The organism is Micromonospora sp. NPDC048930 (assembly GCF_043197935.1).
Classification (GTDB): domain Bacteria; phylum Actinomycetota; class Actinomycetes; order Mycobacteriales; family Micromonosporaceae; genus Micromonospora.
This window is the reverse complement of sequence record NZ_JBICUB010000005.1, coordinates 185,626-204,522: the sequence shown is the minus strand read 5'-3', so window position 1 is coordinate 204,522 and position 18,897 is coordinate 185,626. Positions and strand designations below refer to the sequence as shown.

The 18,897-nt window shown below is 72.5% G+C and carries 13 protein-coding genes; 4 read left to right on the top strand and 9 right to left on the bottom strand.

Annotation, left to right across the window (positions count from 1 at the left end; genetic code table 11):
• The first annotated feature begins 103 nt into the window (after window positions 1–103).
• Complete coding sequence (locus ACGFI9_RS15605; protein ID WP_393178642.1) at window positions 104–1,195, top strand: ABC transporter ATP-binding protein; 1,092 nt, start codon at window positions 104–106, stop codon at window positions 1,193–1,195.
• 61 nt (window positions 1,196–1,256) lie between these two features.
• Here ACGFI9_RS15605 and rlmB read toward each other — a convergent pair whose 3' ends face one another.
• Window positions 1,257–2,372, bottom strand: coding sequence for a 23S rRNA (guanosine(2251)-2'-O)-methyltransferase RlmB (rlmB, locus tag ACGFI9_RS15600; RefSeq protein WP_393178641.1), 1,116 nt, complete (start codon window positions 2,370–2,372; stop codon window positions 1,257–1,259).
• Complete coding sequence (gene cysS, locus ACGFI9_RS15595; protein WP_393178640.1) at window positions 2,373–3,791, bottom strand: cysteine--tRNA ligase; 1,419 nt, start codon at window positions 3,789–3,791, stop codon at window positions 2,373–2,375.
• Between the two features lie 62 nt (window positions 3,792–3,853).
• Between cysS and ACGFI9_RS15590 the strand changes: the two genes are divergently transcribed.
• On the top strand, window positions 3,854–4,501 hold the full coding sequence (locus ACGFI9_RS15590; protein ID WP_393178639.1) for an IclR family transcriptional regulator: 648 nt from the start codon (window positions 3,854–3,856) through the stop codon (window positions 4,499–4,501).
• Between the two features lie 173 nt (window positions 4,502–4,674).
• Window positions 4,675–5,529 carry a BTAD domain-containing putative transcriptional regulator gene (locus tag ACGFI9_RS15585; protein WP_393178638.1) on the top strand — a complete coding sequence of 285 codons (855 nt, stop codon included), beginning with the start codon at window positions 4,675–4,677 and terminating at the stop codon, window positions 5,527–5,529.
• 53 nt (window positions 5,530–5,582) lie between these two features.
• Here ACGFI9_RS15585 and ACGFI9_RS15580 read toward each other — a convergent pair whose 3' ends face one another.
• The 3 genes from ACGFI9_RS15580 to ACGFI9_RS15570 all read right to left on the bottom strand — a co-directional run bounded on the left by ACGFI9_RS15580 (window position 5,583) and on the right by ACGFI9_RS15570 (window position 10,326).
• Window positions 5,583–7,274: a vanadium-dependent haloperoxidase gene (locus ACGFI9_RS15580; protein ID WP_393178637.1), complete on the bottom strand. Its 1,692-nt coding sequence runs from the start codon at window positions 7,272–7,274 to the stop codon at window positions 5,583–5,585.
• Between the two features lie 175 nt (window positions 7,275–7,449).
• The gene (locus tag ACGFI9_RS15575) at window positions 7,450–9,129 is read right to left on the bottom strand and encodes a S8 family serine peptidase (RefSeq protein WP_393178636.1); all 1,680 of its coding nucleotides are present in this window, start codon (window positions 9,127–9,129) and stop codon (window positions 7,450–7,452) included.
• Window positions 9,130–9,363: 234 nt separating this feature from the next.
• Entirely contained in the window at window positions 9,364–10,326 is a 963-nt protein-coding gene (locus ACGFI9_RS15570; RefSeq protein ID WP_393178635.1) for a DMT family transporter, read from the bottom strand.
• Between the two features lie 85 nt (window positions 10,327–10,411).
• Here ACGFI9_RS15570 and ACGFI9_RS15565 point away from each other — a divergent pair, with 85 nt between their 5' ends.
• Entirely contained in the window at window positions 10,412–10,957 is a 546-nt protein-coding gene (locus ACGFI9_RS15565) for a CGNR zinc finger domain-containing protein (RefSeq protein ID WP_393178634.1), read from the top strand.
• Between the two features lie 129 nt (window positions 10,958–11,086).
• Here the strand turns inward: ACGFI9_RS15565 and ACGFI9_RS15560 are convergent, their stop codons facing one another.
• The 4 genes from ACGFI9_RS15560 to ACGFI9_RS15545 form a co-directional block, all read right to left on the bottom strand.
• Window positions 11,087–12,496, bottom strand: coding sequence for a class II fumarate hydratase (locus tag ACGFI9_RS15560; RefSeq protein ID WP_393178633.1), 1,410 nt, complete (start codon window positions 12,494–12,496; stop codon window positions 11,087–11,089).
• Between the two features lie 35 nt (window positions 12,497–12,531).
• Window positions 12,532–15,522 carry a BTAD domain-containing putative transcriptional regulator gene (locus ACGFI9_RS15555; protein ID WP_393178632.1) on the bottom strand — a complete coding sequence of 997 codons (2,991 nt, stop codon included), beginning with the start codon at window positions 15,520–15,522 and terminating at the stop codon, window positions 12,532–12,534.
• Between the two features lie 194 nt (window positions 15,523–15,716).
• Window positions 15,717–17,384 carry a fumarate hydratase gene (locus ACGFI9_RS15550; RefSeq protein WP_393178631.1) on the bottom strand — a complete coding sequence of 556 codons (1,668 nt, stop codon included), beginning with the start codon at window positions 17,382–17,384 and terminating at the stop codon, window positions 15,717–15,719.
• A gap of 100 nt (window positions 17,385–17,484) precedes the next feature.
• A complete protein-coding gene (locus ACGFI9_RS15545) occupies window positions 17,485–18,858 on the bottom strand; it encodes a PQQ-binding-like beta-propeller repeat protein (protein WP_393178899.1) in 1,374 nt (457 codons plus the stop codon).
• Between the last annotated feature and the right edge of the window lie 39 nt (window positions 18,859–18,897).

Here is an 18,897-nt window from a genome sequence, read left to right as displayed (position 1 = left end):
CGGCTGCTCGGGTGACGGACCGTTGGCCGGCACCCTGGGTGCCGGTCGCTCCTTCACTCGGATCGTCCGGCACGTTCCTGCCGGTGAAAGGAAGCGCTCCACCATGGCTACGGTCACCTACGCGAAGGCGTCCCGGATCTACCCGGGCACCGATCGCCCCGCCGTCAACCAGCTCGACCTCCAGATCGGTGACGGGGAGTTCCTCGTCCTGGTCGGCCCGTCGGGTTGCGGCAAGTCCACCAGCCTCCGGATGCTCGCCGGTCTCGAGGACGTCGACGACGGCGCGATCTTCATCGACGACCGCGACGTCACCCACCTGCCGCCGAAGGCCCGCGACATCGCGATGGTCTTCCAGAACTACGCCCTCTACCCGCACATGACGGTGTACGAGAACATGGCGTTCGCCCTCAAGCTGCGCAAGACCTCGAAGTCGGAGATCGACCGTCGGGTCAAGGAGGCGGCCGCGCTGCTCCAGCTGGAGGACTTCCTCAACCGCAAGCCGAAGGCGCTCTCCGGCGGTCAGCGCCAGCGCGTCGCCATGGGCCGCGCGATCGTCCGCGAGCCGCAGGTCTTCCTCATGGACGAGCCGCTGTCGAACCTCGACGCCAAGCTGCGGGTGCAGACCCGTACGCAGATCGCCTCGCTCCAGGCCAAGCTCGGGGTCACCACGGTCTACGTCACCCACGACCAGGTCGAGGCCATGACCATGGGTCACCGGGTCGCGGTCATGCTCGACGGCGTGCTCCAGCAGGTGGACACCCCGCGGGCGCTCTACGACACCCCGGCCAACGTCTTCGTCGCCGGCTTCATGGGCTCCCCCGCCATGAACATCAAGACCGTGCCGCTGACCGAGCAGGGCGCGGAGTTCGCCGAGATGCACGTGCCGCTGACCCGTGAGCAGGTCGAGGCGGCCCGCGCCGAGGGTGGCGACGGCAAGGTGACCGTCGGCTTCCGCCCGGAGGACTGCGACCTGGTCAGCCCGAGCGAGGGCGGCATGCCGGTCGTGGTCGAGCTGGTCGAGGACCTGGGCTCCGACGCCAACGTCTACGGCCACGCCGCGCTCGGCGGCAACTCCGAGCGCTTCGTCGTCCGCACCGACCGGCGCAGCATGCCGAACATGGGTGACACCGTGTTCGTCAAGCCGCGCCAGGGCCGCAGCCACGTCTTCAACGCCGCCACCGGCAACCGGATCTGACGTACGCAGGAAAAGGGGCGGTCCGCCACGGCGGACCGCCCCTTTTCGTGTGCTCGGGTGACTACATCTCGACGGAGCGGCGGCGGGCGACCTCGGCGAGGGTGACCGCGGCGGCGACACTGGCGTTGAGCGACTCGACGTCCGAAACCATCGGGATGCTCACGGTCAGGTCGCAGGTCTCGCCGACCAGCCGGGACAGCCCACGCCCCTCCGAGCCGACCACCACGACCAGCGGGCCGACGGCGGCCTCCAGGTCGTACAGGTCGGTCTCGCCGTCGGCGTCCAGGCCGACCACGACGAAGCCGGCGTCCTTGCACGCCTTCAGCGACCGGGTCAGGTTGGTGACCTGGGCGACCGGCACCCGCGCGGCCGCGCCGGCGCTGGTCCGCCAGGCGGTCGCGGTGATCCCGGCCGCCCGCCGCTCCGGTACGAACACGCCCTGCGCGCCGAACGCGGCGGCGGACCGGATCACCGCGCCGAGGTTGCGCGGGTCGGTTACCCCGTCCAGCGCGACCAGCAGCGGGGCGGCCTGCTCCAGCGAAGCCGCCATCAGGTCCTCGAACGGCTCGTACGCGAACGGCGGCACCTGGAGGCCGACGCCCTGGTGCAGCACCCCGCCGGTCATCCGGTCCAGCTCGGCCCGGCTGACCTCCAGGATCGCGATGCCCCGGTCGGCGGCCGTCCGGACGATCTCGTTGACCCGGTCGTCGATGTCGATGCCCTGGGCGGTGTAGAGGGCGGTCGCCGGCACCTGGGCGCGCAGCGACTCCAGCACCGGGTTCCGGCCGACCAGCAGCTCCGGGCTGTCCTTCGCCGGGGTGGACTTACGCCCCGGGGCGACCCGGGGGCCGCCCCGGCCGGCGGGCCTGCCCTTGCCGCCCTTCAGCGGCACGCCGGCCCGGCTGCCCTTGCCCCAGGTGGTGTCCTTGGTGCCCGGCTGGCCGATCTTGGGGGCGCGCCCCTCCTCGGCCGCCGCGCGACGCTCCTTCTCCTGTTTCCAGGCGGTGCGCTGGGGCAGCTTCTCGGTGCCCGAGTACGCCTTGTGCCAGGGCCGCTCGTCTGCGGGCAGGGTGCGGCCCCGCCCGGCGAGGGCGTCCTTGCCCTTGCCGCCGGAGCCCTTCGGGGCGCCCGCCTTCGGCGTCAGCCGCCGGCCACGGCGCTGCGAGTTGCCGGCCATCTAGTCCTGCTCTCCAATAGTCCAACGGGGGCCCTGGGGGGTGTCCTCGACCACCACGCCGGCCTGCTTGAGCTGGTCGCGTACGGCGTCGGCGGCGGCCCAGTCCTTGCGGCTGCGGGCCTGCGCGCGCTGCTCCAGGGCGAGCGAGATCAGCGAGTCCACGACGCCGCGCAGGTCGTCCGCGCGGCCGCCGCCGGTCGTCCAGGCCGGGTCCAGGGGGTCGACCCCGAGGATATCCAGCATCGCCCGGGCGGCGGCCAGCGTGGTGCGGACGGTCACATCGTCGCCCGCGGTCAGCGCGGTGTTGCCGTCCCGGACCACCTCGTGCAGCACGGCCAGCGCGGCCGAGGTGTTGAGGTCGTCGTCCATCGCCGCGACGAAGCCGGCCGGCAGCTCGCCGGGCTGCCCGGCGCCCACCCGCTCGGTCGCTCGCTGGACGAAGCCCTCGATCCGCCGGTACGCCACGGCGGCCTCGCGCAGCGCGTCCTCGGAATAGTCGATGCGGGACCGGTAGTGCGCGGCGGCGTAGTAGTAGCGCAGTTCCACCGGGCGCACCCCGAGGGACGCCACGTAGTCGAGGTCGAGGGTGTTGCCCAGCGACTTGCCCATCTTGGTGCCGCCGATGCCGAGCAGCCCGTGGTGCACCCAGTAGCGGGCGAACGGCAGGTCGGCCGCCTGGGACTGGGCGATCTCGTTCTCGTGGTGCGGGAAGATCAGGTCGAGCCCGCCGCCGTGGATGTCGAACTCGGCGCCCAGGTAGCGCCAGCACATCGCGGAGCACTCGATGTGCCAGCCGGGCCGGCCCCGGCCCCACGGCGACGGCCAGTAGGCGTCCGCCGGCTCGTCCGGCTTGGCGCCCTTCCAGAGGGCGAAGTCGCGGGGGTCACGCTTGCCCCGCTCCGGGGCGTCCCCGGCCGACTGCATGTCCTCCGGCGACTGGCCGGACAGCGACCCGTACGCCGGCCAGGAGGCCACGTCGAAGTAGACGTCGCCGGAGCCGTCGGTGGCCGGGTAGGCGTGCCCGGTCTCGATCAGCCGCGCGATGAGCTGGTGCATCTCCGGGATGTGCCCGGTGGCCCGCGGCTCGTAGGTCGGCGGCAGCACGTTCAGCGCCCGGTACGACGCGGCCAGGATCTGCTCGTTGGCGTACGCGATCGACCAGAACGGCCGGCCCCGCTCCGTCGACTTGACCAGGATCTTGTCGTCGATGTCGGTCAGATTCCGGATGAAGTTGACCTCGAAACCGGACGCCATCAGCCAGCGGCGCAGCACGTCGTAGCTGACGCCGGAGCGAAGGTGGCCGATGTGCGGCGGGGCCTGGAGGGTGAGACCACACAGGTAGACCCCCACCTTGCCGGCTTCCCGCGGGACGAAGTCCCGCACCGATCGGGTGGCGGTGTCATACAGGCGTAGCGTCACCGTACAAGGGTAGCCGTCCGCGCATTTCGAGGTTGTCGGGAGCCGGGTCGTACGCTGCGTGCGTGGACACCGCGGCGCGCGCACCGGAGACGGCCCAGACCCTGGACCGGGGGCTACGCCTGCTGCACCTGGTCGCGGACGCGCCCAACGGGCTGACCGTCACCGAGGCGGCGAGCCGGCTGGGCATCGGGCGCGCGGCGGTCTACCGGCTGGTCGGGGCGCTGACCGGGCACGGCATGCTACGCCGGGACGGCGCGGGCCGGCTGCGCCTCGGCGCCGGCGTCCTGCAGCTGGCCCGGCGGGCCCAGCCGCTGCTCGCCGAGGGGGCGCTGCCCGCGCTGCGCCGGCTGGCCGAGCAGGCCGGCGCGACGGCCCACCTGACGGTGGTGGAGGGCGGGGAGGGCGTCGCCCTCGCGGTGGTGGAGCCCAGCTGGACGTCGTTCCACGTGGCGTACCGGACCGGGTCCCGACACCCGTTGGAGCGGGGCGCGGCGGGTCGGGCCATCCTGGCCGGCCGGGCGGGCGACGCCGGGCCGGTGAGCACCAGCGGCGAGTTGCAGTCCGGGGCGTACGGGGTGGCCGCGCCGGTGCTGGGGGTGCCGGGCATGGAGGCGAGCGTCGGCGTGGTGTCGCTGGCCCCGCTCGACGTGGCGGTGGTCGGCGCCCAGGTGACCGCCGCGGCCGAGGCGGTCGCCGCCGCCCTGTCCTGACCCGTCGTCGCCGGATTTCCCGGCGCACGGCGGCTTTCGACTGTCCGTGTCATTGCCATTGCATCGTGCAACTTCTATGGTTGCGGCAGCGTCGCGTTCTCCTCTGACACGGGGGGTGGAGGACTGATGAGCTGCTGTCGGCGTGCCTGGTCACACGAGGGTCCGGACCCGTCATGAGGTTCCGGCTACTGGGACCGTTCGCGGTGGAGGAGGACGGCCGGCCGGTCCGGCTGGACGGCAACCGGGCCCGCTGCGTCCTCGCGTTGCTGCTGCTCAACCCGGGCACACTGGTCCCGGTGGAGCGGATCATCGACGAGGTCTGGGGGGACGCGCCGCCGAGGAGCGTCCGGACCCAGGTGCACGCCCAGATCTCCGTGATCCGGCGCGGCCTGCGCGCGCTGCCGGAGGTGGAGGTCCGTACCCACGCCACCGGCTACCTGCTGCGCGTACGGCCGGACGAGATCGACGTGGCCGTGTTCCGGCAACTGACCCGGCAGGCCCGCGCCGAGGCGGCGCTCGGCCGGCCGATCGCCGCCGCCGAGGCGTACCGGGCGGCGCTGCGGCTGTACGCCGGACCACCGCTGGGCGACCTGGACGCCCCGTTCGCCCGGGCCGAGGCGGGCCGGCTGGCCGAGGAGCGGCTGGCGGCACTGACCGAGCTGATCGGCCTCGACCTGGCGGCCGGCCGGCACCACGAGTTGATCCCCAAGCTGACCACCCTGGTGGAACGGCACCCGCTGCACGAGCCCTTGTGGCGGCACCTGCTGGTGGCCCTGCACGCCGCGGGACGTCGCAGCGAGGCGATCGCCTGCTACCGCCGGGCCCGGGCGGTGCTCCGGGACGAGCTGGGGCTGGAGCCGGGCCGCGAACTGTCCCGCGCCTACCGGGACCTGCTGGCGTCCGAGGGCCCGCTGACCGTGGACCCGCGCGGTGACGCCCTCGACCGGGCGCTGACCCGGCTCGCCCGGGTGGAGCGGATGCTGCGGGACATCCGCCGTGAGCTGGAGCTGGGCGAGCCGAGCCGGTGACGCCGGTCGGCGCGGCCGGACGGTTCCGGCCGCGCCGACCTGTGGTGTCCGGGTCAGACGACGTCGCAGTCGACGGTGATGGTGCGCCGGGAACCGTCCCGCAGCAGCACCGAGAAGGGGTACGGCCCGCTGCAGTTGCGGTTGGTGGAGATGCCCACCTCGTACCGGCCCTTGCTGGCGTTGTAGGTGGGCGTCGCGTAGACGGTGCCGGCCGGCGAGCCGTCCCAGGAGGCGCCGACGACCGCGCCGGGGTCGGTCACCGGGTTGCCGGCGGCGTCCCTGAGCGTGAACTCAAGCAGGTACGACGCGGGCGGTGCCACGTAGATCACGTTCCCGACCTTCGTGCCGCCGGTCCAGAAGCCGTCGAAGGTGTAGGTCGAGGTGGGCCGCAGGAAGTTGGCGGTCACGTAGTTGGCCAGCGAGGTGCCGGACGACATCCCGCTGTCCGCGTCGAACTGGTAGTGCACGCCCAGGTAGATGCGGCTGCGGGCGTTCTCGGTGGCGGCCGTGCTGAAGCTGTTGTACGTCCGCTGCCTCACCGTGGCGTGCGTGTCGTCGGTGCCGCCGGTGAACCGGAAGGCGTCGGTGCCGAAGAAGCCCTTCACCGCGCCCGCCCAGGCCGCCGCGAAGGTGGCGTGGCCGGAGCTGTACGCCGGGAACGGTGGGGAGAAGCGGTCGCCGGCCTCGTCGATGGAGAGCGGCTTCCAGTTCGGGTCGGCGACGGTGGCGTCGTTGTTGTCGTCACCGGCCAGCGTGATGGCGCTCTCCGGCCGCCAGAGGTCGATGGTGGTCTGGAACTTGGTGTCCCAGGACACGATCGCGGCATCGCCCATCGCGAGGCCGACCAGCGCGAAGAGGCGGGCGTTGCCGGCCTGGGTGAGCTTCGCGGCCTTGGCGAGTTCCTGGGTGTGGGCGAAGAGCTGGCCCGGGGGCTTGTAGGTGCCGTCGAGATCGTTGGCCCAGAACCAGGCGATCTCGGTCTGGTCGGCGGTGCGCAGGGTGCTGTCGTACCGGCCCAGGTCCTTGACCTCGTTGACCTGCCTGGCGTACTCGTCGCTGCGCAGCAGGCTGTCGTACGTGGTGTAGCCGGCCGGCGGGCCGGGCCGGAACTGGGTGTTGGAGGTCATCGTGAACGGCTTGACCAGCCCCCAGCTCGGGGTGGCCGCGGCGCGCTTCGTGTCGGTCGCCCGCCACTGCCCCGGGACGGTGCCGTCCACGTAGGTGGAGTTGTCCGGCGAGCCGTCACCGGTCCGAAAGCTGATCATCGCCTGAGCGGCGGCCGAGCCGATCCGCTGCCCGTCGGTGCGGGCGGCCGAGCCGGCGATGCCCTCCTGGGCGGTGGCCAGGTCCGCGTCGAAGTTGATCGTCGGGTAGATGCTGCGCAGGGTGTCGTACGCCGCGTAGTCCACAGCGGTGGCGAAGTCCGGGGTGACCCCGGCGGTCGGCGCTACCTTGACCCGGTACGGCTGGCCGAGGCACCGGTCGGCGCCGGTGGCACAGAGCGCCGAGTTGGCGGCGTCGTACATGGCGCCGTGCACCATCGCCCCGGCGCGGGCCAGCGGCCCCGGTGCGCCGCCCACCTGGCGGTAGGTCCGGAGCAGGACGTTGTTCCAGTAGAGGACGTGGTCGGCGGGACCGGCGGCGAGCGCCGGGGTCGCGGGTACCGCGGCGACGGCGGTGCCGATGGTGACGGCGGTGAGCGCGGTGGCGCTCCACCGGCGGGAGGACGTACGAAGCCAGCGCATGGGACTCCTCGGTGAGAGACCGTGGCCGTGGATCGGGTGCACGGCCACGGCGAGCCTGGCCGAGGTCGCTACGGGCGGCCTACGGGTCGGCTACGCCAAGTCGTCACCTTCCCGGGCACACGGAAGGGCCCGGGCGACCAGACGGTCACCCGGGCCCCGCACCGAGGTGCGGCTGTCACATGGGGGTCGTCACCGCGGCGTACGCGTCGACGATGCCGTACCCGTAGAAGCCGTTGAACTCCTCGTCACCCTCGCAGTAGGCGTTGAACTCCGCCGACCGGCCCTCGTTGGTGTAGGTCTGCAGGCGCGGCTCCGGGCAGGCGTGCTCGGCCGCCGTGGCGTAGAGCTGCTTCTCCACGAGGGCGGGAGGCATCCGCAGACCACCCAGCTCGTTGTCGGCCTTGCCGAACTTGCTGACGATCAGCGACGCCACGCCTGCGGCGTGCGGCGACGCCATCGACGTGCCCTGCAGGTAGGTGTAGTAGCCGCAGACACCTGCCTCGGTGCACTCCTTGAAGACGAAGCTGCGGGCGGCCGGCACGACGTTGCCGTGCTTGTCGACCGAGCCCTCCTCCTGGAGGACCTTCTTCGGGTAGGTCGACAGGATCATGTTGGCGTCGGTCCGGTACGACGACGTGCCGTAGCCGTCCCGGAACCAGCCACCGGGGGCGGCCACCGAGATCTGCTCGACGCCGTAGTTGGAGAAGTCCGACTTCTTGCCAGAGGGGCCGAGCGCCGACACCCCGATCACGTGCGGGCCCTCCGCCGGCAGGTCCCAGCAGCTGGAGTTGTCGATCGGCCGGGGGTAGGCCGGCGCGCCGTAGTCCGGGCTGGAGGTGTCGGTCCGCGGGTTGCCGAGGTCCTCGTGGTTGTTGCCGAGCGCGCCGACGAGGGTGACCCCCTTGTCGTGCGCGTAGTTGAGCGCCCGGTTCATGCCCTCGATGATGACCTGCTGCTCCGCCTGCGCCTCGGGCGAGTCGGCCGGGTTGGCGGTGCAGTTGTAGAGCCACGGGTCGACGTAGAAGGACATGTTGACCACGTCGAGGCCGACGTCACCGGCGTGGACCAGGGCGTTGACCACCGGGTTCAGGAAGAAGTACCCGGAGTCCTGACCGCCCTTGAGCTCGACCAGGGTCACGTTCGGGGCGACGCCGGAGACGCCGAAGCCGTTCGCGGCCGCGCCGATCGTGCCGGCGACGTGCGTGCCGTGGCCGCCGTCGTCGGTACCGACCGGGTCGAGGCAGCTCGCCACCTCGCAAGGGCCGTCCACATCGGTCATGTCGGGGGCGAAGTTCTTGGACAGCGACCAGTTGAAGTTGGCCGCCAGGTCCGGGTTGCTCGCGTCGAGGCCGGTGTCCAGGACGCCGACGGTCACCCCGCGCTTGCCCGGCTCGGTCTGCCGCGCCTTGTCGGCGTGGATCATCGACAGGCCCCAGAGCTTGTCGTCAAGGGGGTCCATGCCAGCCGACTGGCTGGCGGAAACGGCGCCGGTGCCCTTGCTCGCCACGTCCGCCAGCAGGTGCTCCTGCTCGACGCGGTCGATCTTCGGCGCGCGGCCGATGGCCTTCTGCTGGGCGGCGCCGACGAGAGCCTGGGCGGCGGCGGCGCGGCTGGCGAAGTCGGACCGGTCGCTGCGCACCTGGAAGATCCCCAGGCTGTCGGTACGGGACACGACGGTGCCGCCGGCGGCCTCGATCGCCGCGACGGCGGCGTCGGCCGAGATGCCCTTCTCGGCGACCACGGTGTACTCGGTGGTGGTCGACGGGGCGGCGCCGGCCATGCTGGTCTGTCCGGCCAGCACGGTTGCCAGGGCCGCCACGGTCGCGACGGCACCGGCGGTGAAGCGTCTGCTCACCACATCTTTCCTCTCGGTTCGAGGGACGTGCTTGGCATCACATCTCACCGACGCCATTTCCGCCAGTGGTCAGCGCGGATTCTTTCCGCTCGGCAAGCATCCGCCGACGGATCGGGCAGGGAACTGTCACCGTCGGGCAGGGGGCCGTCACGATCGGCCCAACGGGTGGTGGCTCAACGGGCTGTCGCGGCCGCCTGAGCGGCGACGACATCGGGCTCAATGCCTGTCGTTCGCTCATCGTTCGCCGGCCAGGGCCGGCTCGGCCGGGGTCGGCGGGACCGCGTCCGGCGCGGCACGCAGCTCGTCCAGCCGGACCAGGGCGACCCCGGCGACGATCAGCGCGCCGCCGAGCAACTGGATCCCGGCCGGCAGTTCGCCCAGCACCAGCCAGGCGATCAGCACCGCGAACATCACCTCGGTCAGCCCGACGAAGGACGACAGCCGCGCCCCGAGCAGCCGGGCCCCGGCCACCCCGGTGAGGTACGCGACCACCGCGGCGATCAGCGACAGCCCGGCGATCGGCACCAGCCAGCTCATCCGGTGCCCGGCGAAGGTGACGTCGGCAGTGCCGGCGTGCAGCGGGAGCGCCCCGACCAGCCCGAGCAGGAGCAGCACCAGCGCGCCGACGGCCATGCCGCCGCTCGCCATCACCACGGACGGCAGCTCGGCGTCGACGCGGCCGGCGATGACGAAGTAGCCGGCCAGCCCGACCCCGGCGCCGAGCCCCCAGAGCACCCCGACCGGGTCGAGCCGGCCGGCGCCGGTCAGGTCCAGCACGAGGGCGAGGCCGGCGAGCGCGGTCAGCGACCCGATGACGGTGAGCAGCCGGGGCCGCTGTCCGTGGACCAGCCACATCCAGCCGACCACCAGCACGATGCCGAGGTACTCCAGCAGCAGCGCGACGCCGACCGGCAGGTAGCGGACCGCGTTGAAGAAGCACGCCTGGGCCAGGGCCACCCCGAGCAGCCCGAACACCACGACGGTGCCGGCGTTGCGGCGCAGCACCGGCAGCCGCCCGCGCAGCGCCACGAGGGCCGGCACGGCCAGCACCAGCGCGGCGATGCCGACCCGGGCCAGCACCACCGCCTCGGCGGACCAGTCGCCGGTGATCAGCGGGCGGGCGAAGGTGCCCGACGTGGCGAAGGTGAGCGCGGAGAGCAGGGCCAGGCCGAGGCCGACGCCGGGCCGTTCACGCATCGACAGCTCCTTGATCCGACGACCCGTCATGAGTCAAACGAGGTTATGCTGATGACGCTAGGCCGGCACCCTGACAGGAGTCAAGTTGCTTTTCGCTCATGACACCGAGTGCGGTCTCACCGCGACCGCAGCGCTGGTCAACACCACCGGTCCCGACCGGGAGGGGCTGCCCGACGTGGCCGCCCTCGACGAGTTCTTCACCGCCCACGCCTGGACCGGCCGGCACGAGCACACCGAGGCGGAGCTGCGCGACGTCCGCGCCCTGCGGCCCCGGCTGCGCCGGCTCTGGCACGCCGACCCCGACGAGGTGGTGGCGATCGTCAACGCCCTGCTCCGCGAGTCGCACGCCCTGCCACAGCTCATCCGGCACGACGACGAGCCGTACCACCTGCACGCCGTGCCCCGGGACGCGCCGCTGGCCACCCGGATGGCGGTCGAGGCGGCCATGGCGATGGCCGACCTGGTCCGGATGGACGAACTGAGCCGGCTACGGGTCTGTGACCACCCGGACTGCGACAACGTCCTGGTCGACCTGTCGAAGAACCGCTCTCGCCGGTTCTGCGACGCCGGCTGCGGCAACCGCGCCGCCGTCAGCGCCTACCGGGCCCGCCGGGCGGCGGCCCAGTCCTGACCGGGCCGGACGCGGCCGGGCATCCCGGCGCCACGTCGGCGAGGTGGGGGTATCCCGGCCGCGGGGACACCGCCAGATCGGCGAGGCGGCGTCGATCAGGCATGGTCAGCGCTCTGGCGCGCCGGGCCGTCAGGGATGGGTCATCCGGAGCAGGTCGAGGGCCTCGTCGAGCTGGGCCTCGCTGAGCTTGCCGGAGGCGATGTGCCCCCGGGAGATCACCACCTCGCGGATGGAGACCTGCTTGGCCAGCGCCTCCTTGGCGATCGAGGCGGCCTCGTCGTACCCGAGGTGGCGGTTGAGCGGGGTGACGATCGACGGCGACCCCTCGGCGTACGCCAGGCAGACCTCGGCGTCCGCGACCAGGCCGACCACCAGGCGGTCGGCGAAGAGCCGGCTCGACGCGGCCAGCAGCTTGATGGATTCCAGCAGGTTGCGGCCCATCACCGGGAGCATCACGTTCAGTTCGAAGTCGCCCTGCGTGCCGGCGAAGGCCACCGCGGCGTCGTTGCCGATCACCTGGGCGCAGACCTGCCGCATCGCCTCGGCGACCACCGGGTTCACCTTGCCGGGCATGATCGATGAGCCGGGCTGGAGGTCGGGGATGCGCAGCTCGCGCAGGCCGGCACGCGGGCCCGAGCCCATCCAGCGGATGTCGTTGGCCATCTTGTACAGCCCGACCGCGATGGTGCGGAGCTGGCCGGAGGTCTCCACCAGCGCGTCCCGGGCGCCCTGCGCCTCGAAGTGGTTGCGCGCCTCGGTCAACGGCAGGCCGGTCGAGTCCCGCAGCTTCTCGATCACCTTCGTCGCGAAGCCGAGCGGCGTGTTGATGCCGGTGCCCACCGCCGTCCCGCCCAGCGGCAGCTCGGCCAGCCGGGGCAACACCGCCTCCAGCCGCTCCACGCCGTAGCGGACCTGGGCGGCGTACCCGCCGAACTCCTGGCCCAGGGTGACCGGGGTGGCGTCCATCAGGTGGGTACGCCCGGCCTTGACCACGGTGGAGAACTCCTCCGCCTTCTCCTCCAGCGCCCCGGCCAGGTGCTTAAGCGAGGGGATCAGGTCCTCCACCACGAACTGCGTGGCGGCCAGGTGGATCGAGGAGGGGAAGACGTCGTTGCTGGACTGCGAGGCGTTGACGTCGTCGTTCGGGTGGACGCTGCGGCCCAGCTCCCGGCCGGCCAGGGTGGCGATCACCTCGTTGGTGTTCATGTTGGACGAGGTGCCGGAGCCGGTCTGGAAGACGTCCACCGGGAACTGGTCGTCGTACCCGCCGTCGGCGACGTGCGCGGCGGCGGTGGCGATCGCCTCGGCGACGTCCGCCCCGATCACCCCCAGCTCGCCGTTGACCTGGGCGGCCGCCCCCTTGATCTGCGCCAGGGCCTTGATCTGGGCCGGTTCGATGCCCCGGCCGGAGATCGGGAAGTTCTGCACCGCGCGCTGGGTCTGGGCCCGCCACAGCGCCTCGGCGGGCACCTCCACCTCGCCCATCGAGTCGCGTTCGATCCGGTAGCCGGTCGCCTCTGGAGTCGTCACGCGTACCATCCTGCCGCGCCGGACGCCGGCGCGCAGATGATCGCTCAGCCGAGCTCGGCCAGCAGCTCCTCGGTCGCCCGCTGGTCCGGGGACTCGATCTGCCGGAACAGGGTCAGCGCCCGGCTGGCGTAGGTGCGGGCCTGATGCGGGTCGGTGCCGCGCAGGCAGCGGGCCAGCCCGTCGAGCGCCCGCGCCTGCTCGTAGCGAGTGCCGAGTGCGGTGGCCTGGTCGAGCACCCGGCGGTGCAGGTCCAGGGCGCCAGCCGTGTCGCCCTGATCGAGGAGGGCGCGGGCCAGCAGGTTGCGCGAGGCGTACTGCCCGATCCGATCCCCCGCGTCGATCATCGCCACGAGCGCGTCGCGGTGCCGGATCGCCGCCTGATCGGGGTGGCCCTCCTCGCGCTCCAGCATCCCGATCTCGTTGAGCAGCTCACCCTCCCCGGACCGGTTGCCGTTCTCGCGTTTGAGCACGAGCGCCGCCTGAAGCAACCGGCGTGCCTGTCTCCGGTCACCCATCCGGTGCCGGATCATCCCGAGGTGGCCGGTCGCGTTGGCCACGTGCCACGGATCGCCGTTCCGCCGGGCCAGCAGAAGGTGGTGCCGGGCGTCCCGGAGGGCGTCGGGATAGCGGCCCAGGAGAGTCAGGACGACCGATCGGTTGTTGAGCAGGTTCGGCAGCCTCGCCCCCACGTCTTCCGGCAGCAGCCCCAGAGCGAGAACCTCGTCGGCGCGCTCGAGGGCGCGTCGGTACTCGTTGGCGCTGACATGGGCGGCAGCCAGGTTGATCAGATGGTGCACGGTCTCGCGGCGCCGGCCGAGCCGGCGGTAACGGTCGACGACGCCCTCCATCAACTGGATCGCCTCGGTGAAACGGGCCAGCCGGTTGTACGTCGCGGCGAGACGGTTCGCGGTAATGGCCACCGCCTCGTCGTCGCGGAGCTTCTGCGCGGCCCGCAGGGCGATCGTGTGCGTCTCGATCAGTTCATCGAGGTGCCCACCGTGGAGTTTGAAGAACCATGACGCGCGAGTCAGTTGCCAGCAGTGCCGAAGGAAGCCCTCGGCCTCGGCCAGCCGGACCAGGGCGGTCATCGCGGCGCGGTTCTCCTCGAGCCAGGGGCGGCCCAGCCCCTGGCTCGCCGCGACGAGATCGGGACGCGGCGGCGGGGGCAGGTGGTGCACGTCCTCGACGCCCGGGCTGGGCTCGATCTTGCGGGCGATCATCGTGGCGACATACAGATAATGATCGAGCAGGCGTTCGACGGCGGCTTGACGGTCAGCGGCCCGCTCTGGCTCGGCCAGCAGACTGCGGGCGTACCCACGCAGCAGGTCGTGCAGCCGGTACTGGCCCGGCTCCACCTCCTCGACCAGGTGCGCGTCCACCAGCTCGTCGAGCACGTCCTGCGCCTCGGGCAGCGGCAGCTCTGTCAGCGCCGCGGCCACCCCGTTGTCGAACCGCTCTCCCGGGTGCAGACCGAGCAGCCAGAACAGCCGCTGCGCCGGTGGCGACACCTGGGCGTACGACAGCGCGAAGGCCTGACCCACCGAGCGCTCGCCGGCGGCCAGCTCGGCCAGCGGGTCCGGCCGAGCGGCCAGCCGCGCCGCCAGGTCGGCGACTCGCCAGCGTGGACGGTGGGCCAGCCGGGCACCCGCCAAGCGGATCGCCAGTGGCAGATGACCGCAACGGCGGACCACCTCCGCCGCGGCCGCCGGCTCGGCGGCCACCCGATCCGGGCCGGCCACCCGGCCGAGCATCTCGACGGCCTCGTCCGGGTCCAGCACCGGCAGCGACGACGGTCGCCCGTCGTCGAGCCCGATCAGCCGCCGGCGGCTGGTGACCAGGACGAGGTTGTCCGGCCCGTTGGGCAGCAGGGGCGCCACCTGAGCAGCACCGGCCGCGTTGTCGAGCACCACCACGGCCCGCCGGTTGGCCAACTCGGTACGCCACACCGCCAGCCGCCCGTCCAGGTCCACCGGGATCCGCTTGGGGGGCACACCCAGCTGCCGGAGCAGGGTGTCCACCGCCACCGCCGGGGTCACCGGCGCGTGCTCGCTGTGCCCGTGCAGGTCGATGAAGAGCTGCGCGTCCGGGAACCGGTCACCGAGGGCACTCGCCAGGTGCACCGCGAGGGTGGTCTTGCCGCTGCCGGCCATGCCATCGATGAGCTGGACCCTGGCACCCTCCTCGGCGATTTCCTTGACCAGCCGGGCCACCGTCTGCTCCCGGCCGGTGAAGTCGCTGATCGCCCGAGGGAGCGACCGGACCGGGACCACCACCGGCCGCTGCTCCCGATCGGTGGCCGTCGCGTCGCCGGTCAGCAGCCGTTGATGCAGCTCCTGCAACGCCGCACCGGGCTCGATGCCCAGTTCCTCGGCGTAGATGCGGCGCCCCTCGCGGTAGACGGCCAAGGCGTCGGCCTGCCGGCCGGCCGCGGAGAGGGCGAGCATGAGCTGACGGCGCAGCCGCTCCCGCAGCGGATGGCGCTCCACGCTCTCGGTCAGTTCGTCGATCACGTCGGCCGCCTGGCCCAGCCGCAGCTCGACGTCGACGCACTCCTCCAGCGCGGCGAGCCGCTGTTCGTCGAGGGCCTGCGCCCGGCGGCGTACGCTCCGGCTGGTGATGCCGCTCAGCGCCGGACCGCGCCAGAGCGCGAGCGCCGCGCGGTAGTGCCGGCGCGCCTCGGTCGGCTGCCCGGCCGCGACCGCCGCCCGGCCGGCCTCGACCTGCCGGGCGAAGGCGTCGGCGTCCAGGTCGTCCGGCTCGATCCGGATGCCGTAGCCGACCGGATCCCGGACGATGATCTCCGGGGGCAGGCCGAGCACGGCGAGCCGTTGCCGCAGCCGCGACACGCAGATCTGCAGCTGGGTCCGGGCGGTGGCCGGGGGACGTTCCTCCCAGACGGCGTCGATCAGCTCCTCGACGGGCACCACCCGGCCGGCGCGCAGCAGCAGCATGGCGAGCACGGTCCGGTCCCGACCCGCGGTGACGGTGGCTTCGCCAGTGCCCACCCGCAGGGATCCCAGGATCCCGAACCGCATCTGTCCCCCGCAATGCCATCGTGCAACTTCCAGGAGCGTAGCGCCCTGGTGACGGACCGCCTCGTCGAGGCGATAGCGATGTGATAGCGGATCGACAGCCGTACGTCCGACACTCGTTCCGGGTTGTCGGTCACGACATCCGACGGGGGCGGTGCGCCCGCGGGGAATCCCCCCTCCCAGCGGGCGCACCGACGTCAGCGCCGGCCGACGGTGAGCACCGGCTTGGTGACCTCGGCGAAGAAGTCGTTGCCCTTGTCGTCGACCACGATGAACGCCGGGAAGTCCTCCACCTCGATCTTCCAGACCGCCTCCATGCCCAGCTCGGGGTATTCGAGCACCTCGACGTGCTTGATGCAGTCCTGGGCGAGGCGGGCGGCCGGGCCGCCGATCGAGCCGAGGTAGAAGCCGCCGTGCTGCTGGCAGGAACGGGTGACCTGGGCGGACCGGTTCCCCTTGGCCAGCATCACCATCGAGCCGCCGGCCGCCTGGAACTTCTCCACGTACGCGTCCATCCGGCCCGCGGTGGTCGGGCCGAACGAGCCGGAGGCGTAGCCCTCGGGGGTCTTCGCCGGGCCGGCGTAGTAGACGGCGTGGTCGCGGAGGTACTGCGGCATCGGCTCGCCCGAGTCCAGCCGCTCGGCGATCTTGGCGTGCGCAATGTCGCGGGCCACGACCAGCGGGCCGGTCAGCGACAGCCGGGTCTTCACCGGGTACTTCGACAGCTCGGCGCGGATCTCGTCCATCGGCCGGTTGAGGTCGACCCGGACCACCTCGGCGGCGTCCAGCTGCGCGTCGGTGACGTCGGGCAGGTAGCGCGCCGGGTCCGTCTCCAGGCGCTCCAGCCAGACCCCGGACGGGGTGATCTTGGCCACCGCCTGCCGGTCGGCGGAGCAGGAGACGGCGATGGCGACCGGGCAGGAGGCGCCGTGCCGGGGCAGCCGGACGACCCGTACGTCGTGGCAGAAGTAGCGGCCGCCGAACTGCGCGCCGATGCCGAAGTTGCGGGTCAGCTCCAGCACCTCGGCCTCCAGCTCCAGGTCACGGAAGCCGTGCGCGCTCATCGAGCCGGAGGTGGGCAGGGTGTCCAGGTACTTCGCGGAGGCGTACTTGGCGGTCTTCAGCGCGTACTCGGCGGAGGTGCCGCCGATGACGATGGCCAGGTGGTAGGGCGGGCAGGCCGAGGTGCCGATGAGCCGCAGCTTCTCCTCCAGGAACTGCATCATCCGCGTCGGGTTCAGCAGCGCCTTGGTCTCCTGGTAGAGGTACGACTTGTTGGCCGAGCCGCCGCCCTTGGCCATGAAGAGGAACTTGTACGCGTCCGGGTGCCCGTCCGGGTCCTCGGCGTAGAGCTCCACCTGGGCGGGCAGGTTGCTGCCGGTGTTCCGCTCCTCCCACATGGTCAGCGGGGCGAGCTGGGAGTAGCGCAGGTTCAGCCGGGTGTACGCCTGGTAGACGCCGCGCGAGATGGCCTCGGCGTCGGTGCCGTCGGTCAGCACGTGCCGGCCGCGCTTGCCCATCACGATCGCGGTGCCGGTGTCCTGGCACATGGGCAGCACGCCACCGGCGGCGATGTTGGCGTTGCGCAGCAGGTCCAGCGCGACGAACCGGTCGTTCGGCGAGGCCGCCGGGTCGTCGATGATCGACCGGAGCTGGGCCAGGTGCGCCGGGCGCAGGAAGTGGGCGATGTCGTGCATCGCCTCGGCGGTCAGCGCGGTCAGCGCGGACGGCTCCACGGTGAGGAAGCGACGGCCACCCGGGCCGTTGACGACATCGACGCCCTCGTCGGTGACCAGGCGGTACTCGGTCTGGTCGGGACCGGTCGGCAGCAAGGGGGCGTACGAGAACGCGGCGGCACTGCTCATGACGGGAAAGCCTAGGGCAGAGGGGTCGATCGGTGGCACCCGCCGGGGGCGTCCTGGGACGCCGCTCTCACCCGCCGCGCCGAGCTGGCGTCGTCGCAGGTCAGCAGAGCTCCTTCTTCGGCCCGCAGCTGCCCTGGTCAGAGGGGGGCAGGTAGCTGCCGTCCGGCCTCGGAGCGGGTACGTCGCCCCCGGCCGGCGGGGGTGCGACGGAGCTGCCGGCGGCGCCCCAGCGGACGTACCCGATCTCCCGCCCCTCGCCGATGATCATGCCGTTCGGGCCGACCGCCAGGGCGTTCGCCGAGGTCCGCAGCACCACCAGCTCCCGCCCGGTACGCGGGTCGACCGCGATCAGCCGGGACGGCTTGTCCTCGGCGATCACCGCCGCGTACGGGGTGAGCGCCGCCCCGCTCTTCCCTCCGGCGGCCCGGGTCCACCGGGTGCGGTCGACCGACAGCTCCCGGCCGAGGATCGAGTGCTTGTCGGCGCTGCGCACCAGCGCGTACCGGTCGTCCACGGCGAGCAGCTTCTCGCCGTCCGCGCCGACCTGGAGCAGCCGGCCGTCGTACCCGTCGATCACCGCCTCGCGGCCGTCCGGGGCGACGCCGATGAGCACGTTCCGGGCACCCTGCGGGTCCTCCCGCTGCACGCAGCCGGCGTAGTCCGCGGTCCGCAGGTTCACCCCGGCCCGGCGCCACACCTCCCGTCCGTTGGCCGGGTCGACGGCGGAGATGGTGAAGTAGCAGGTCCCGTCGCGCGAGGTGGCGGTGATCCGGAGCAGCCGGCCACCGATCACCGCCAGCCGCTCCTCCCGGCCGGGCTGGACGTTCTGCAGCACCCGCCCGGTGGCGGTGTCCACCACGTGCACCCGCCCGTCCACCGGGAAACCGAGCAGCGGCGGGACGCCCTCCGGCCCGGCCACCCCGCCGTCGATCCGCGGCGTGCCCAGCCGGCGGCTGCCGAGCAGCTCCGGATTGTCGGCGAGCATCCCGCTGTGCACGCCGGGCAGGAAGGCCGTCCAGCGCGGCCGGGTCCCGCGCGGCTCCCAGGCGCTCAGCGTGCAGTCGGTGGCCGCCGTGCAGTGCACGTCGAGCAGCAGGTCCCGGTACGTCCAGACGGCCACCGCCTGGTCGTCGTGGCGGCGCACCACGCCGGTGGCCGGGTCGAGCAGCTCGTACCCCTTGACCAGGAGCTTGCCCACGGCGACGACCGCGTCCCGGTCGCCCCCCGCGACCGCCGCCCAGTCCGCCTTGCGCTCCCAGAGCTGGGTGCCGGTGGCCAGGCTGCGGGCCTCCACCCGGGTCCGCTGCTCCACGATCACGGTGTCGCCGGCGATGGTGACGCTCTTCGGAGTGCCGCCGACCCGCTGCTGCCAGACCACGTCCGGCTCGGAGATCGGCTCGCTCCGGTCGACCCAGTCCCACATGGTCGGGAACGGGTTCCACACTCCGGTCGAGGCGAGCACGATCACGGTGATGAGCCCCAGCAGCAACCAGCCACGTACGCCAAGGCCCTT

What these genes read in the sequence shown, in the direction of transcription:
- ACGFI9_RS15605 (WP_393178642.1), top strand. Translation starts at nt 104, where the DNA reads ATGGCTACGGTCACCTACGCGAAGGCGTCCCGGATCTACCCGGGCACC.
- rlmB (WP_393178641.1), bottom strand. Translation starts at nt 2,372, where the DNA reads ATGGCCGGCAACTCGCAGCGCCGTGGCCGGCGGCTGACGCCGAAGGCG.
- ACGFI9_RS15585 (WP_393178638.1), top strand. Translation starts at nt 4,675, where the DNA reads ATGAGGTTCCGGCTACTGGGACCGTTCGCGGTGGAGGAGGACGGCCGG.
- ACGFI9_RS15580 (WP_393178637.1), bottom strand. Translation starts at nt 7,274, where the DNA reads ATGCGCTGGCTTCGTACGTCCTCCCGCCGGTGGAGCGCCACCGCGCTC.
- ACGFI9_RS15570 (WP_393178635.1), bottom strand. Translation starts at nt 10,326, where the DNA reads ATGCGTGAACGGCCCGGCGTCGGCCTCGGCCTGGCCCTGCTCTCCGCG.
- ACGFI9_RS15560 (WP_393178633.1), bottom strand. Translation starts at nt 12,496, where the DNA reads ATGGTACGCGTGACGACTCCAGAGGCGACCGGCTACCGGATCGAACGC.
- ACGFI9_RS15555 (WP_393178632.1), bottom strand. Translation starts at nt 15,522, where the DNA reads ATGCGGTTCGGGATCCTGGGATCCCTGCGGGTGGGCACTGGCGAAGCC.
- ACGFI9_RS15550 (WP_393178631.1), bottom strand. Translation starts at nt 17,384, where the DNA reads ATGAGCAGTGCCGCCGCGTTCTCGTACGCCCCCTTGCTGCCGACCGGT.